Genomic DNA, 15,612 nt, shown 5'->3' on the forward strand with positions numbered 1-15,612 from the left:
ACCTTTGCGCCTGCAAATATAAGATATAATCCATTAATAATAATTCTAAATATGTCAGCATTAACTCAAGAAAAAGCAATAATTGCATTCGGTAAACTCGGTCAAGAGCTTACAAGCCCTGCTAACATACTAGGAAATATACTCTACAGTGCCGGAAACGCTAATGCATGGTTCACGGAAGAAAATATTAAAAAGTCTATCCTATCATTTGCTGAAATGTTAAATGAGACCGATTTGCTTCTTTGGTTCAAATCAATTCAATTCAATACATCTCCAAAAAAGATTGGTTTGATCTTGGCAGGAAACATTCCTTTGGTGGGTCTACATGATGTTTTATGCGTTTTAGCGACAGGGAACATAGCCTTAATCAAACTTTCTTCTTCAGATGATCAATTGATTAAAACTGTTCTTGCTGAATTGATCAATATTGAAGCGGCTTTTGCAGATCACATTGAATACGTGGAACGCTTAAAAGACTTCGACGCTGTAATTGCTACCGGAAGTAATAATTCATCAAGGTATTTTGACTATTACTTTAGTAAAGTGCCCAATATCATACGGAAAAACAGAAATAGTGTAGCAGTTTTAGATGGTGCAGAAACCAAAGAGGATATCCAAAGCCTGGGAAACGATATTTTTGATTATTTTGGACTGGGCTGCAGAAATGTTTCCAAGCTGTATCTTCCAAAAGGATATGAGATTGCTAATTTCTACGAGGGCATAGAAAGTTTTCAACCCATTATTAACCATTTCAAATATCAGAATAATTACGATTACAATAAATCCATTTATCTTGTAAATGCTGCCAAACATTTTGATAATGGTTTTTTGCTGTTAAAAGAAGATGAGAGTTTAGCTTCGCCACTGGCTGTACTTTACTATCAAGAATACGAAAACCTGAAAGACGTAGAAGATAAACTGAATGATAAAACAGCATATATTCAGTGTGTGGTTACCAAATCGCCAATAAACATTATGAGTTTTAATTTTGGCCAAAGCCAGCACCCAAAACTTTGGGATTATGCGGATAACGTAAATACCATAAGTTTTTTAAACTCGCTAAATTGATTGCCATAAGCAGTTGGATTACACTTTTTTATTTGGATATTAGCTTGTTGACTTGACTCAGCCAATGTATCCTTTAATAAAAGCGCTATCCTTTCTTTATATCGTGATCTTTGCGAATTTTGTTAGGGCACAGGTATGTACCGGCACTTTTGGACAACCGTTAATTAACCAGACTTTTGGGCAGGGCAACAATGCGGATAACTGGTATGGTCCTTTAGCACAATATGCTCCGGGTGCAACTACCTTTACCATTTTTAAGGGGCCTCCGGGGCAAAACCCAAGAGCTTTAGCACCAAACCAGTCAGGCTTAGTTAAAACGCCTTCTACACCTGACAATCCCTACCCGATTTACTGGCAGCATCATACAGATCATACCGGAGATAGCAATGGCTTAATGCTTTTGATAGATGGCATTTCGACCCCTACTGTTTTTTTCGAACAGAAAATGGACAATCTTTGCCCAAATACAATTTTACGTTTATCGATCTGGGTACTGAACACCAACTCACCAGCAGCAAATGCCCCACCTCCAAAGATAATTTTAAAGGTGATTGACCCCAATGGTAACTTCCTTGGCAATACATCAACCGGCAATGTAACAGCAGATGGGATGTGGCACCAATACACGCTTGATTTTAGCAACGGAAACAACTCTATTGTGACCCTGCAACTCGTTAATGATACCTCTACCGACAGCGGTAACGATTTTGCTTTGGATGACATTACGGTACGGGCCTGTGGTCCTCGCATCACACCTTTTTTTAACCTGGATAACACATCATTAAATATGTGCGAGGGAAACACCAAAAGCTTTATAGTAAACGCTGATATTTTGCCGGGATATATCAATCCGGTTTATCAATGGCAGGAAAACAAAGGTACCGGTTGGGTTGATATCGTTGGGGCAACAACAAAGCAGGCAACCATCAACTTTTTAAACCAGCCTAAAGGTACTTATCTATATCGTTTAATTACGGCCATTAACGGTAATATAGACAAAGTTAACTGCAGAGCAGTTTCAGACCCCATCACCGTAACCGTAACCCCCTTACCCGTTGCAGAAGCTAATAATTCTGGCCCATTCTGCGTAGGCAACAATATTCAGTTACAGGCATCTGGAGGAACAAGTTATAACTGGAGAGGGCCAAACGGTTATCACTCTACAGCCCAAAACCCAACAATCAGCAATGCAACTAAAGCCATGGAAGGTGAATACATTGTTACCGTCACTACAAATGGCTGTTCATTAAATGCATTAACCCATGTACAGGTCAATGACCCGATATCGATTAGCACAAATGTTCAGGAAATTAGCATTTGTGAAGGTAAATCAGTGCAATTAAGTGCATCAGGTGGAACGGCGTATCTTTGGTCGCCGGCAAATAGTCTTTCAGATCGCAAAAGCGCCAATCCCATTGCTACCCCGACCGAAACTACCACCTATACAGTAACTGTTAGTCAAGGTGCATGCTCCGAAACCGCACAAATCACGGTAAAGGTCAATAAAAATGCGACAACAGATGCTGGTGCTGGCCAAGAAATCGTAAGCGGACAAAAAATAACCTTAAACGGGAAAGTATCAGGCGATGTCACTTATACATGGACACCTGCCAGCTATCTGGACGACCCTACCAAACTGAATCCAATTGCCACGCCACCACGCAATATCACCTATACCTCACAGGCCACTTCCAAATTAGGCTGTAGCAGCAGTAGCGACGAGGTAAATATAACCGTTTATCCACAAGTAGTTATTCCAAATACTTTTTCTCCAAATGGCGACAACGTAAACGATACCTGGAATATCCCGGCAGCGGCATTATTTCCAAACCCCAAAATTAAAATTACTAACCGCTACGGCAACGTGGTGTACCAAAGTACCGGCCCTTTTAAACCCTGGGATGGCAAAATGAACGGAAAAGATCTTCCGCCTGCGGTGTATTATTATTCGGTTTATTTAAATGAAAAATTCGAAACCTACACAGGGTGGCTTATGTTAGTCAGATAAAAAAGGATTCAAACTTCCGCTTATCATTTGGAAATGCTATTTTTGGGCACAATGTATATCGTAAAAGTCAAAGGCATAGCCAAAATTCCGGATTACGTACAGTTAAGAGATGACAAGTTTACACTTTTAGCTTATTTTAGGGTAGACAGACCTGATAAATCGCTGGAAAAACTGGGACTTGGCGACAAGCAAGAATACATTATGGAAATGGTTAAAGATTTGCCTTTCGGGCAGATTGCAAAATTAGAAATATAATATGGCAGGCAACTCAGTAATTCATTTAAGTAATGTTGATGTTTTTCAACAAAAACATTTAGTCCTCTCCAATGTAAATTTACACATCGAAAAAGATGAATTTGTATTCCTGATCGGCCAAACAGGTTCTGGAAAGAGCAGCCTGCTTAAAATATTATACGGCGATTTGCATATTGGTAATGGCGATGGCAATATCGCGGGGTTTGATCTTAAAAACCTTAAAGAAAGCCAGGTACCATTTTTACGTCGTAAGTTAGGGGTCGTTTTTCAGGATTTTCAGTTACTCACTGACCGGACTATAGAAAAAAACCTTGAGTTTGTGCTTAAAGCAACCGGCTGGAAAGACGAAAAGTTGATTAGCGAGCGTATTAAAGATGTTTTGGACAAAGTAGGCCTGCGTTCTAAGATCAAAAAAATGCCACACGAAATTTCCGGTGGCGAACAGCAGCGTATTGTAATTGCAAGGGCTTTGCTTAACGATCCGGAAATTATCCTTGCAGATGAGCCAACGGGGAACTTAGATCCAGAAACTTCCGAAGAAATCGTAACGCTTTTAAAACAGATCAGTCAGGCCGGAACGGCAGTTTTAATGGCCACACATGATTACCACATCATCCGCACTTTTCCTTCACGCATCATCAAATGCGAAAATGGCATAGTGCATGAAGATGCACAAATAGCATAAAAATTCTGACATCCGTCAGCTAATCAGCCAATCTGTTCAGATAATCATCCATAAATCTGACAGCTTGGCTGATTTACGTTTATGGCAAAATAGTTGAGATTAACACAAAAAAATTCAGCCTTATATTATGTTTAATAAGAAGAAAAATAACGATAAAGAAGAAAATATAATGAATCCTGAAAACACATCAGAAAATGCTACGGAAAACGTAGAAAATACTGATGCCACCGCAAATGAGACTGAGCAAGCACCGGAATTAACCGCCGAAGAGAAATTGCAGGCGGAGGTTCAACAGCTTAACGATAAATACCTGCGTTTATATGCAGAATTCGACAATTACAAACGCCGTACACAAAAAGAGCGTGTAGAGTTGTTACAAACTGCCGGTAAGGATGTAATTGTTTCGCTTTTACCTATTTTAGATGATTTTGACCGCGCATTAAAGGCAATGGAAAGCGCTACGGAAGTGGCCCCTGTTAAAGAGGGTATTTTGTTGGTGAACAATAAATTGAAAAGTACTTTAGCACAGAAAGGCTTAAAAGATGTAGAAAGCATTAACCAGCCTTTCAACACGGATTTCCACGAAGCTATTACCAATATCCCTGCTCCTACCGAAGATTTAAAGGGTAAAGTGATAGACGAAGTTGAAAAAGGATATACCTTAAATGATAATGTGATCCGCTTCGCGAAAGTAGTAGTTGGAGCATAAAAATAATTATTGAATGATCCGAATTTGAATGATTGAATTGATATTCTTTCATTCCATCACTCAATCATTCAATCATTTTATAAAAAAAGATGAGTAAAAGAGATTATTACGACGTATTGGGCGTAACCAAAAGCGCAGGTGCTGACGAGATTAAGAAGGCTTACCGTAAAATGGCGATCAAATATCACCCGGATAAAAACCCGGGAGATAAAGCTGCTGAAGATAAATTTAAAGAAGCTGCAGAAGCATACGAAGTGTTAAGCAGCCCTGAAAAAAAACAGCGTTACGATCAGTTTGGCCATGCTGGTGTAGGCAGCAGTGCCTCGGGCGGTTACGGCGGTGGAAGCATGAACATGGATGACATCTTCAGTAATTTTGGAGATATTTTTGGTGGCCATAACCCATTCGAGAGCTTTTTTGGTGGCGGCGGCGGTGGCCAGCAACGTGGCGGACGTAGAGTAGCTAAAGGTTCTAACCTGCGCATCAAAGTTAAATTAACGCTTGAAGAAATTGCCCATGGTGCAGAAAAGAAAATCAAGGTTAATAAGCTGATCGTTTGTAAAACCTGCGACGGTTCCGGAGCAAAAGATAAATCGTCTGTAAGTACCTGTGGCACCTGCGGTGGCAGCGGCCAGGTACGCAGGGTAACCAATACCATTTTAGGTCAGATGCAAACTGCATCTACCTGCCCTACCTGTAACGGAAGCGGCCAGCAAATTACTGCCAAATGCAATGTATGCCATGGTGACGGGGTTGTGCGTGGCGAAGAAACCATTACCATCAATATCCCTGCAGGTGTAAGTGAAGGTATGCAACTGAGCATGAGCGGCAAAGGAAATGCGGCACCAAATGGCGGCATTCCGGGAGATTTAATTATCTTAATTGAAGAAATTCCACACGAAACCTTAAAACGCGAAGGTAATAACGTAGTTTACGATTTGCATTTAAGTTTTGTTGATGCTGCTTTAGGTATGAGCATCGAAGTCCCAACCATTGATGGTAAAGCCAAAATTAAAATCGACCCTGGTACCCAAAGCGGAAAATTATTGCGTTTAAAAGGCAAGGGTTTACCAGAAGTTAATTCTTACCATAGAGGCGATGAGATTATCCATATCAATATCTGGACACCAAAAGCTTTAAGCAGCGATGAACGGAATGTTCTGGAGAAATTACGCGAATCGCCAAACTTTAAGCCTCAGCCAGGTAAAAATGATAAGAGCTTTTTCGAAAGAATGAAAGAATACTTTGAGTAATTAATCCAATATAATGGAGAAGCCGATGTTTTTTAGCATCGGCTTTTTTGTTTTTAAATTATGTTTAAAGTTTTATTGTAAGCCGGAAGACGCTGCGAAGCAAAATCTTTTAAATTCGTTGGATAACTCAGTACAAAGATCTCTCCACTCCGCGTTACCAGGTCAAGACGACTATCCTATCTGAGTTTATCATTCGTAGCTTGCTTTAACTTCATTTTTAAGACTTTTAAATTTTTCTTCAAGCTCAGTATAATCTAGCGATAACAAAGTTATCAGGAAGCAGGATTTATTATCCAATCTTTTTTAAAAGCTAATCCACAAAATTGTTGTAAGCAGAACGCATATTATCCTGGTGGCGAACCAATTCTTCGATATTGTAATCAGTTAGCTGACCAGAAGCGGAAGCATCGCGCATCATTTTTCGTGCAGCAATTAAATAGTCATTTAATCTTTCGTTAAAATTTTTAAAATAGCCATCCTTCCCAGGATATTTTGTTGCATCTGGTGCAGCCATAGCAGCATGTTTTTGATGCTGCTCCTCAAGGGCCTGATAAGCGGTTTTAGCCCTGGCCTCTATGGATTTATAATTTTTAGTGCCTGCCATTAATTTAGTAAACGCGGCGGTCGCACTACGGTCGTCCTTCAGCGCATATATATATTCCTTTAAGGGATGCGTTTTTAAAATTACCCGCTCTGCATCATCTCCGATCAGGTTTAGCTTGGCTAAAACCAAATCATCATGCGTATAGTACTTTTTACCCATGCTGTAAATAGAATCTACCAAAGTTTTTCCCTTAGTCCCCTTATCATCCTTCCAGTCTTCTGCCTTGATGTATTCATCTAAAGATTTGTACGTTTCTTTGATCTTATCCAATAAACCGGTCATCGCGGTTACATTGTCCTTAAAAAATTTCTGATCATCTTTATTTAGCGCATTAGGCGGAGTATCAGGCTTTAGCTTGTTGCTGCTAATTGTTGGTATCGAAAAAGGTTGGATTAAACCAATGAAAGCAAAATGATCGCCTGGATTTTGCAGCCCTTTTTCAATTTTAACGATGTTATTTTCGATACGTTTGATGTAATCGTTGTTTTTATCCGTAAAACTTACCATTACATTATTATATTCAATAATGGCATTTACATCTTTTTCATCTGCTTCGGCGTAAGCAGTTTTAGCATTATCGTCTTTTTTCTTATCATTTTTACAGGCCGTAAAAGAAAGGGTGAGCGCAAGTGCTGTTAATTTTAAGATCGTTTTCATAGTATAAATTGTTTTCATAAATCTGATCCCCGATCAAAGCAATTTTTAAACCAAAAAGCTGTAACCAATTAAGTATTTATAATTTAAACATCTTTTTGGTTATTATAGAGAAACAGTAAAAATGTAATTTAAAGACACTTCTCAATCTTGCCAAAACCGCTGATATTGAAAAATAAACCTGATAGCCATGATATTTTGGTGAACTAAATTTAATTTAGCACAAACATTAACCAGATTTAATGGATAGTGGGGCTGCAACTCCCGAAAAAATACCGTTTCTGCTTTCCAAAAAACAAAAATTAAAACTATGCGCATTGCTGTTATCGATCTAGGTACGAATACATTCCACTTACTCATTGCTGAAACAGCAGGAAACCAGCCAGAGATTTTATACAAAACCAATATTCCGGTTAAATTGGGTGAGGGAAGAATTAACGATAACATGATCATTCCGGTAGCATTTAAAAGGGGAATTGATTGTCTTAAAAATTTCAGCAAAACCATTGTTGACTATCAGGTTGATTTGGTGAGGGCCACGGCAACATCAGCCGTCAGGAGTGCTGAAAACGGGAAAGATTTTGTTAATGCCGTAAAAGAAAAGGCCGGAATAAAGATCGAAATAATTAGCGGTGATGAGGAGGCTGAACTGATTTATCAAGGCGTAAAACTGAGCGGCGCTATACAGGAGCCATCATTAATTATGGATATTGGTGGCGGCAGTGTGGAGTTTATTCTGTGCGACAGCGAAAAACTAATCTGGAAGAAAAGTTATAACATCGGTGCAGCAAGGTTAATGCAAAAATTCTTCAATTCTGATCCTCTTTCCGATGCAGATAAACAGCACATTCTTTTTCACATCCAGCAACAACTGACAGATCTTTTCGCAATCTGCAAACAATATAAACCGCAAATATTAATCGGTTCAGCCGGTGCATTCGAAACATTTACCGAATTGGTTTCCGGAAAGCATCACCAAAATATCACCGTTGAGCAGTTAAAAACGTACCTGTTTAACTATGATGATTATATTGATGTTTCACTAAAGCTGATCAACTCTACACACCAGCAGCGCGTAGAAATGCCAGGCATAATTCCCTTACGGGTTGATATGATTGTTATAGCGGCCTTAATTACGAATTATGTATTGGGCAGAGCTAAAATAAACCGGCTAATGCTCTCTTCCTATGATTTAAAAATGGGAATTCTTGCCAGCGTGATGTAAATATCAAAAGTCATAATATGGCCTTAAACTGAATCTATAGTGAGCAGAACATGATGGAGAAAGTACTTTGATATGATACATTCAATTCAATTGAGATACTCCGACAACTCGTTCCAAAACTTCTGAATCTACCTTTAACTTTATTTACAATTATATATTGATGAACGTATCATTTTATCAAATCTATAGTTTTCATGCTGTGGTTTTCTTATATGATGAAATCTCAAAAAAATCCCACAAAGGCTTTTTAAATAAACTTCAGGAGTTCATTATAAAGCTTTTCTGTTGGCAAGCCCATTACATTTGTATACGAGCCTTCTACGCGTTCGACTACGACAATACCCCACCAATCTTGTACGCCATAGCTACCCGCCTTATCAAAAGGTTTATAATGATCGATATAGAAATCAATTTCTGCGGCTGTAACGGCCCTGCAATAAACTATGGTACGATCATAAAATGAATGAGTCTGACCTCCCCTGGCAAGCGTTACCCCGGTAAAAACCTCGTGTTTACTGCCCGATAGCTTAGTTAACATTGCCTGTGCATGTTTCCTATCCGCTGGTTTACCCAAAATTTCACCGTTTAAGGCCACAATGGTATCAGCAGTGATCACAATTTCGTCATCAGCTGTAAAGGCTTTTGCTTTTTTTTCAGCAATATAAACCGCAATCTCTGCCGGGCTTAAATCACCAGGATAGCTTTCGTCCACATCTTTCAGTTCAACTTTAAAATTTAAGCCCATAAGTGTTAAAAGTTCTTGCCTGCGGGGCGATTTAGAGGCTAAAATGATTGGAGGAAACTGAACTGGCATATTTTATTTTTCTGCTAAAATAAGAAAAGCGACATAAAGCCGCTTTTCTTATTTGATATTTTATCAGGATTAGTTATTTCCACCACCTTGCCTACGTTTTTCCATTTCGGCACGTTGTTCTTTTTGCCAGGCTTCGTAAGTTTTTTTCTGATCATCAGTTAATACTGCATTTACTTTTGCATCATTATCGGCACGCATTTTTTGCATTTTCTCTCTCATTGCATCCCGATCGCCACCACCCTGCATTTCTTCGCGCATTTTTTTCATGGTTTCGGCCTGCTCTGTAAAAACAGCGGTGAGTTTCGTTTTCTGATCATCAGATAACTTTAATTTTTCGTCTAACAGTTTTACCCTTTCTTCAGGTTTCATCATCATTCTGCCTGGTCCACCGCCTTGTTGCGCATTAGCGAAACCAGCTATCCCCAGCATTAATCCGCAAATCATCATTAATTTTTTCATTTTGTTCTTTGTTATTTTTGGTTCAAATTGAGTTTATTGGAGTGGAAAAGAAAATGAAAGTTTAAAGACACCATGTAACTTAGCTGTTGCAAAAAAAAGCTAATCTTTTAACAATAACACGGGTACATGCGATTTAATAGTTAACTTCTGTGATACACTTTCGTGCAACAGGCTTTCAAAAAAACTATATTTCTTTGGAAGTGCAATGATCAACTGCGCTTCTTCGCTTTTTGCAAATTTTACAATTCCTTTAATGGTATCCGGATGATCGGCATAATGGTAATCCGGTGAAAAATCTTTTAACATATCATGTAAAAGATGTTCTTCCTGCAAGTCAATAGCTTGGCCAGAGTTAATATTAAGTACCAAAAGTTTTAGGGCGTGTTTGCTTAGAATATTTTTTAGGGCCTGCATAGGCACTACCTCTTTAACCTTTTTAAAATCGCAGGCTAAAACGGCTTTACGGATAGAATGATAATCGACTTTAGGCGGTACGACCAAAACCGGCACAGGACTGGATTTGGAGATTTTAATAGCATTTGAACCAATATCACTTTCATCTTTGGCTTTTTTACCATTGCTGCCAATAATAATTAAATCGATTTCTTCTTTATTAACCCGATTGATGATTGATCTCAATATGGTTTCCCTTGTTAAGGAAACCTCAATTTCCGCATCCGGATTAATCTCCAACATTTTTAACTTCAGTTTTTCAAGCGCTTCAAGCCTGCGTTTCGTTTCATCAGCAATATGTTCGTCTGTGGTGACAATTAAATCAGGGGTCGGCAGGATGCTTTCGTATGTCGAAACATAATAAGCATTAAGCAGTATAATTTTAGCGTTCGCCATTGCGAAACTTAATCTGGCCGCGTATTTCGCAGCATGATCGGCTGTTTTGGAAAAATCGACAGGTACAAGGTAATTACTCATATCATAAAAATTATGTTTTTAAAACTCATTTTAATCAATCGATTGATTAAAATGATTAAACAAATTTCGTTTATAATGTGATTTATTGCAAATTTCGGATATAGAGATTTATAACGGTAGCGTCATTCTACCATTAATACATAATTAAGGATTTTTCGATCAGGCTAACCTGTGACAAGATCTAATAGTTCGTTCGTCATTGCGAGGAGAAACGACAGCTTGCCCCGATCGTTCGGGGAAGCAATCTTTTCATGCTAATGATTCTAGCTATAAAGATTGCTTCGTCGGCTGAAAAAGCCTTCTCGCAATGACGATTAAATGAGAAGGTTTCTCAAGATTATAATTGTATTGAAAAGTAATGGTCAAATTGAAGTTGACAATGGCTAATCAATCTATTTTCCTGAATCGGCAGCATTTGGATTTTCGTCATGCCATCTGCCCTGCACTTTCATTACTTTCTCGATAATATCACGCACAGCAGTTTTGCCGCCTTTGTAAGGAGAAATGAATGTGGATATTGCTTTTATTTCTTCCACGGCATCGGCTGGACATGTTGGAAGCCCTACCAGTTTCATTACTTTTAAATCAGGAATATCGTCGCCCATATAAAGCACTTCCCCTGAAGTGATATTCTTATCCTGAAGATATTGATTAAAAACGGCTACCTTATTTCCCGTCCCCAGGAAAACATCGGTGATACCCAGATTAAAAAAACGCTTTCCCATGGCGATACCATCGCCACCAGATATAATGCAAACATTATAGCCCTTTTTAACGGCCAGCTGCAGGGCATAACCATCTTTAATGTTAAAAGTGCGTAAAGATTGACCGCTATCCGTTACCTGAACTGATCCATCTGTAAGCACCCCATCGACGTCAAAAATGAAAGTGGTGATTTCTTTTAATTTCTGAAGAAACATATTTAGCTGGAAGTTTGGGGTTTGGAGTTGAGAGTCGAATGGGGCTCTAGACTCCAAACTCTTTACTCCAAACTAAATTACTGATTATCTCTCCATTCGTAAACCCAGGCAGATTGAATTTGCTCCAAATGACCTTCGTTGCATTCTTCACGGGTTCCTTTAAAGTTAGGCAATGATAAAACCCATTCTAAAAGTTCTGTAAAACGAATACGGTAGATTTTGGCTTCGGTAAAATCATCGCCAAATTTCTCATATAAAGACATGGCAATGTCTTCATAGTCATTCCAGTAAAAAGGTAAAGCAAATTTATCGTTATTCATGTTGTTTTGTTGGTTAATTGTTGAAATTGGTAATCGGTTAACTGTTTAAATTGGCTAATCGACTCCCGACTAAGGACTTTGGACTCAGGACTAAGCCTAGTGTCCCATAAAACCAGACTGATCTGGAATGGTTACTTCAATATCGCCGTTGATTACCACACACTGGCAACCTAAACGCGAAGTAATTTTCGGACGAACAGCCCTATCAATAAAGTCTTCTTCCTTATCAGAAATCTCTTCGATATTATCCATTCCCTTAGTTACATACACATGGCAGGTACTGCAACCGCAAACACCTCCACAGTTGTGTTGTAATTCGATCCCATTATCAAGGCAAACATCTAAAACAGATTCTCCTGCGGCTATTGGTAATTCAATAGATTCGTGATCTGCTTCTTCAAAATTTATTTTCAGTTTAAAAATGCTCATAATTATTTTGCAAAAGTAATAAGCAAAAGCCGTAATTATGCTATTTCAGCGTTAATTTTATGCTATTGCTCAATGTTTGATAAATGTTCTGCAATTCGGGCATATCGGTTAACATGCTCAAATGCCTATTTAATGTACTTTCGTCAGCTCTGATTGCTGGCCCGGTTTGCACATCTCCCGGCAGGTTGCTCATTACCTTATTGGCTGTTTCTGCAATCAGTGGTCTGATGATTTCGAAGTCCAACTCATTCTGACCTAAAATTGTATTGGCGAGCGCATACAGGTGATTAGGGAAATTACAGGCAAAAACCGCCGCAAGGTGCAATACTTTCCGCTTCTCTCCATTTAACTCATACACCTCCCGACTCATTTTAGCTGCGAGATTTTTTAAAATCATTAATTGATTTTCGCCGTTTGCTTCAATACAAAGCGGAACGTTTTCAAATAAAACTTCTCTATCTTTTGAGAAAGTTTGCAGCGGATAAAAAACGCCGGCGTGCTGAACTTGTGATGATAAAATACCGATATCGGTAGTACCAGAGGTATGCACCACCAAGCCCGTAACATGTTTCAATGATTTTGCAACGCTTTCAATCGCATCATCCTTTACCGAGATGACATATAAATCGGCCTGTTGTTCAAGTTCCGTAAGATCGTTGATGCCAACAGTCCCTATTAAATCAGCTAATGATTTTGCATGGTCTAAATTCGGGCTGTACACCTGCATTACATTTTCACCATTTGCTTTAAGTCCTTTTGCCAGGTTTGTGGCAACATTACCCGACCCCAATAAAACGATCTTCATGGGTTATACAGTTTTGGCCTCTTTTCTCCTTCTGAAAATTGAAAGCAAGAAACCTACCACCATTACAATGGTTCCTGCCCAGTATAAATTGATAAAAGGAAATTCTATGGCTTTGAAAACTACCCAGTCTTTAGCCTGTTGTGGTTTCTCAAAAATTTGAAGCTCTACTTTTTTCTCATCAGGTAATACATTTGAGAAACGGAATTTCAGATCTAATTCATCTATCTTACGTGCAAAATCAAAAGTATTGTTTCCTTTAATTAAGAAAATTGGCTCTGTGTTATAAATTTTTCCTGCAGCATTAATCTCTAAAGGTAAACCTACAGCATAATCGCCTTGTGCCAGTGCTAAATCTTTGGCTGTTGGTTTTCTATCCAAATCTTTAACCGTAACCACTCCACTGGAGGTATGAATGGTATCCCCTACCGAAACCTTAACAATACGTGGTGCTTTGTAATTCTCATCATCAGAATGTCCTTCATGATCATCATGAGCAGTTTGTTTAACTGCTGCACTGGTAATGTGCGTATACACATCGTATGTAAGGTAATGTTTGGTATCAGGAGAAGCAATTAAACCCATTTTTTCATTATCCTGAGTATGAGGGTGCAAATTAAAATCTTCTTTAACCTTACCGTCTTTATCTACAACCTTGAAATTAAGTGTATAAAAAGTATTTGGCGCCTGAGTGGTATCGCTCACATAAGTTACCGTGTACTTGCCCATTTTTTTAGGCTCATTTTTATACAACATGATGTTTTCGCCAGGCTTCTCTGTTTTTTCAAAATCCTTTACCGGAATAAAATTATTGGCATTAATAGATAAGGGTTTATTGGTAGCGGCAGAAATTAAAGCACCCAAAATCAAGAAAGCAAAACCGATATGCGCAATCGCCGAGCCTGCTAACTTTGCCTTGCCACCAAAGGCCTGGTACAATACGCCAGCATTTGAAAGCACCGCAAATAAACAGCTGAAAGTAATCAGGATGTACATGGTATTGGTGTAAATTTCAGCCACATACACTAAACCTGCTGTTAATACGATAGAAAAAACAATTACAGATACCAGACTGCTATAAAATTTGCGCGGATCGGTTCTCTTGTATTTTAAATACTGAGAAAAACCCGAAATCAGGGTAATTACCATTGCGAAAGGTGCCTGCCACTGATTATAATATTTAACAGCATCAGTAGGCGGGGTAAAATTAGTACCGAAAGCCTTGTTAAATACCGGAACCGAAGTAGAAAAAATAACCTGGATACAAGCAATGGTTACCACCAAAGCACCAATAAACAACCAGAATTCGCGCGAATAGGTTTCCTCATCCTTGGTTGTGATCGGCAATTCTTTCCAACGCTTGATAATCAAAGCAACAGCTAAAACCGCAAAAACCACATTGTATAAGACCAAATGGCCAAACATACCCATATCGGTAAATGAGTGAACTGAAGTATCTCCTAAAATTCCGCTTCGGGTTAAAAAAGAAGCGTACAATACCAACAAAAAGCTTAGGAATACCAAAGCAATTGCAGTAAAATAGGCATGCCCGGTATTTTTATATGCAATCATCACGTGTACTGCACCAATTAAGGTTAACCACGGAATCAATGAAGCATTTTCAACAGGATCCCAAGCCCAGAAACCACCAAAGTTTAACGCTTCATAAGCCCAGAAAGAGCCCATGATAATACCTGTTCCTAAAACCATCACCGCAAAAAGTGTCCATGGCATAGCAGGCTTGATCCATTCTTTATATCTTTTTTGCCACAAAGCTGCAATCCCGTAAGCAAAAGGAACAACCATGCTCGCAAAACCTAAAAACAAGGTTGGCGGGTGAATCACCATCCAATAATTCTGCAGCAACGGATTTAACCCCTTTCCATCGGTAATGAACTTCAGGTAGTTCTTATAATTTTCAGGATTTGCAAAAACTACAGGTGCCTGTGCTTTTAAATCTAATGCATCTCTTAACAGGATAAATGGAGAACTTCCAATGCGCTCGCCAAAAATTTCTACACCTAAAAGCATAGAGGTTAAAAAAACCTGAGAGAAAGCAACAACGGTCATCACAGGGCTTTCCCATGATTTAGCCTTCCAGATCAATAATGTACCTAAAAAGGATTGCCAGAAAGCCCAAAGCCAAAAACTACCTTCCTGCCCTTCCCAAAAGGCAGATATGATATAGTAAACCGGAAGTTGTTTCGAAGAATGGGATTGAACATAATAGTATTCAAAATAATGACCGAGTACCAGGTAGAATAACACGGCACCGATGCAGATAATACTGGCAAAATTAATCAGATATCCTATCCGGCCTAAGTTACGCCAGGATTTTTCTGTTAAGTTTTTATCGCGACTGGCAAAAAAGTACGATATAGTTGATAGTAATGATGCACTAAAAGCCAGTACAATAAAAAACTGTCCGATTTTACCTGGTAACAGGTGTTCGCCTACAAATTGAATATCCATTAAAT

16 protein-coding genes are annotated in these 15,612 nt (G+C 38.8%); 7 read left to right on the forward strand and 9 right to left on the reverse strand.

Annotated features, from left to right (window positions below):
• Positions 1-51 precede the first annotated feature (51 nt).
• The 6 genes from ACIQXP_RS02160 (at position 52) to dnaJ (ending at position 5,978) form a co-directional block, all read left to right on the forward strand.
• Positions 52-1,068 carry an acyl-CoA reductase gene (locus ACIQXP_RS02160; RefSeq protein WP_387504202.1) on the forward strand — a complete coding sequence of 339 codons (1,017 nt, stop codon included), beginning with the start codon at positions 52-54 and terminating at the stop codon, positions 1,066-1,068.
• A gap of 64 nt (positions 1,069-1,132) precedes the next feature.
• Complete coding sequence (locus ACIQXP_RS02165) at positions 1,133-3,076, forward strand: T9SS type B sorting domain-containing protein (RefSeq protein ID WP_387504201.1); 1,944 nt, start codon at positions 1,133-1,135, stop codon at positions 3,074-3,076.
• Between the two features lie 51 nt (positions 3,077-3,127).
• Positions 3,128-3,331, forward strand: coding sequence for a hypothetical protein (locus ACIQXP_RS02170; protein WP_057932355.1), 204 nt, complete (start codon positions 3,128-3,130; stop codon positions 3,329-3,331).
• A 1-nt stretch (position 3,332) separates the two neighbouring features.
• Entirely contained in the window at positions 3,333-4,016 is a 684-nt protein-coding gene (locus tag ACIQXP_RS02175; protein WP_090981923.1) for a cell division ATP-binding protein FtsE, read from the forward strand.
• A 127-nt stretch (positions 4,017-4,143) separates the two neighbouring features.
• The gene (locus ACIQXP_RS02180) at positions 4,144-4,725 is read left to right on the forward strand and encodes a nucleotide exchange factor GrpE (RefSeq protein WP_090981921.1); all 582 of its coding nucleotides are present in this window, start codon (positions 4,144-4,146) and stop codon (positions 4,723-4,725) included.
• A gap of 89 nt (positions 4,726-4,814) precedes the next feature.
• A complete protein-coding gene (gene dnaJ, locus ACIQXP_RS02185; RefSeq protein ID WP_293744466.1) occupies positions 4,815-5,978 on the forward strand; it encodes a molecular chaperone DnaJ in 1,164 nt (387 codons plus the stop codon).
• A 310-nt stretch (positions 5,979-6,288) separates the two neighbouring features.
• Here dnaJ and ACIQXP_RS02190 read toward each other — a convergent pair whose 3' ends face one another.
• Positions 6,289-7,239 (reverse strand): hypothetical protein, encoded by a 951-nt coding sequence (locus tag ACIQXP_RS02190; protein ID WP_387504199.1) that lies wholly within the window; start codon positions 7,237-7,239, stop codon positions 6,289-6,291.
• Positions 7,240-7,546: 307 nt separating this feature from the next.
• On the opposite strand from ACIQXP_RS02190, the gene ACIQXP_RS02195 reads away from it, so the two are divergent.
• Positions 7,547-8,461, forward strand: coding sequence for a Ppx/GppA phosphatase family protein (locus tag ACIQXP_RS02195; protein ID WP_387504198.1), 915 nt, complete (start codon positions 7,547-7,549; stop codon positions 8,459-8,461).
• Between the two features lie 247 nt (positions 8,462-8,708).
• Here the strand turns inward: ACIQXP_RS02195 and ACIQXP_RS02200 are convergent, their stop codons facing one another.
• The 8 genes from ACIQXP_RS02200 to ACIQXP_RS02235 all read right to left on the reverse strand — a co-directional run bounded on the left by ACIQXP_RS02200 (position 8,709) and on the right by ACIQXP_RS02235 (position 15,607).
• On the reverse strand, positions 8,709-9,275 hold the full coding sequence (locus ACIQXP_RS02200; RefSeq protein WP_293744469.1) for a Maf family protein: 567 nt from the start codon (positions 9,273-9,275) through the stop codon (positions 8,709-8,711).
• A 69-nt stretch (positions 9,276-9,344) separates the two neighbouring features.
• On the reverse strand, positions 9,345-9,734 hold the full coding sequence (locus ACIQXP_RS02205) for a Spy/CpxP family protein refolding chaperone (protein WP_293744470.1): 390 nt from the start codon (positions 9,732-9,734) through the stop codon (positions 9,345-9,347).
• Positions 9,735-9,833: 99 nt separating this feature from the next.
• Positions 9,834-10,664 (reverse strand): universal stress protein, encoded by an 831-nt coding sequence (locus ACIQXP_RS02210; protein ID WP_387504197.1) that lies wholly within the window; start codon positions 10,662-10,664, stop codon positions 9,834-9,836.
• A gap of 392 nt (positions 10,665-11,056) precedes the next feature.
• Complete coding sequence (locus ACIQXP_RS02215) at positions 11,057-11,584, reverse strand: KdsC family phosphatase (protein WP_293744472.1); 528 nt, start codon at positions 11,582-11,584, stop codon at positions 11,057-11,059.
• 77 nt (positions 11,585-11,661) lie between these two features.
• On the reverse strand, positions 11,662-11,904 hold the full coding sequence (gene iscX, locus ACIQXP_RS02220; protein WP_387504196.1) for a Fe-S cluster assembly protein IscX: 243 nt from the start codon (positions 11,902-11,904) through the stop codon (positions 11,662-11,664).
• 96 nt (positions 11,905-12,000) lie between these two features.
• A complete protein-coding gene (locus tag ACIQXP_RS02225; protein ID WP_025143142.1) occupies positions 12,001-12,333 on the reverse strand; it encodes a 2Fe-2S iron-sulfur cluster-binding protein in 333 nt (110 codons plus the stop codon).
• Between the two features lie 40 nt (positions 12,334-12,373).
• Positions 12,374-13,138, reverse strand: a complete 765-nt coding sequence (locus ACIQXP_RS02230; protein WP_387504194.1) for a Rossmann-like and DUF2520 domain-containing protein — start codon at positions 13,136-13,138, stop codon at positions 12,374-12,376.
• Positions 13,139-13,141: 3 nt separating this feature from the next.
• Positions 13,142-15,607 (reverse strand): heme lyase CcmF/NrfE family subunit, encoded by a 2,466-nt coding sequence (locus tag ACIQXP_RS02235; protein WP_387504193.1) that lies wholly within the window; start codon positions 15,605-15,607, stop codon positions 13,142-13,144.
• Positions 15,608-15,612: the final 5 nt, after the last annotated feature.

Source organism: Pedobacter suwonensis (assembly GCF_044762335.1).
Lineage (GTDB): Bacteria > Bacteroidota > Bacteroidia > Sphingobacteriales > Sphingobacteriaceae > Pedobacter.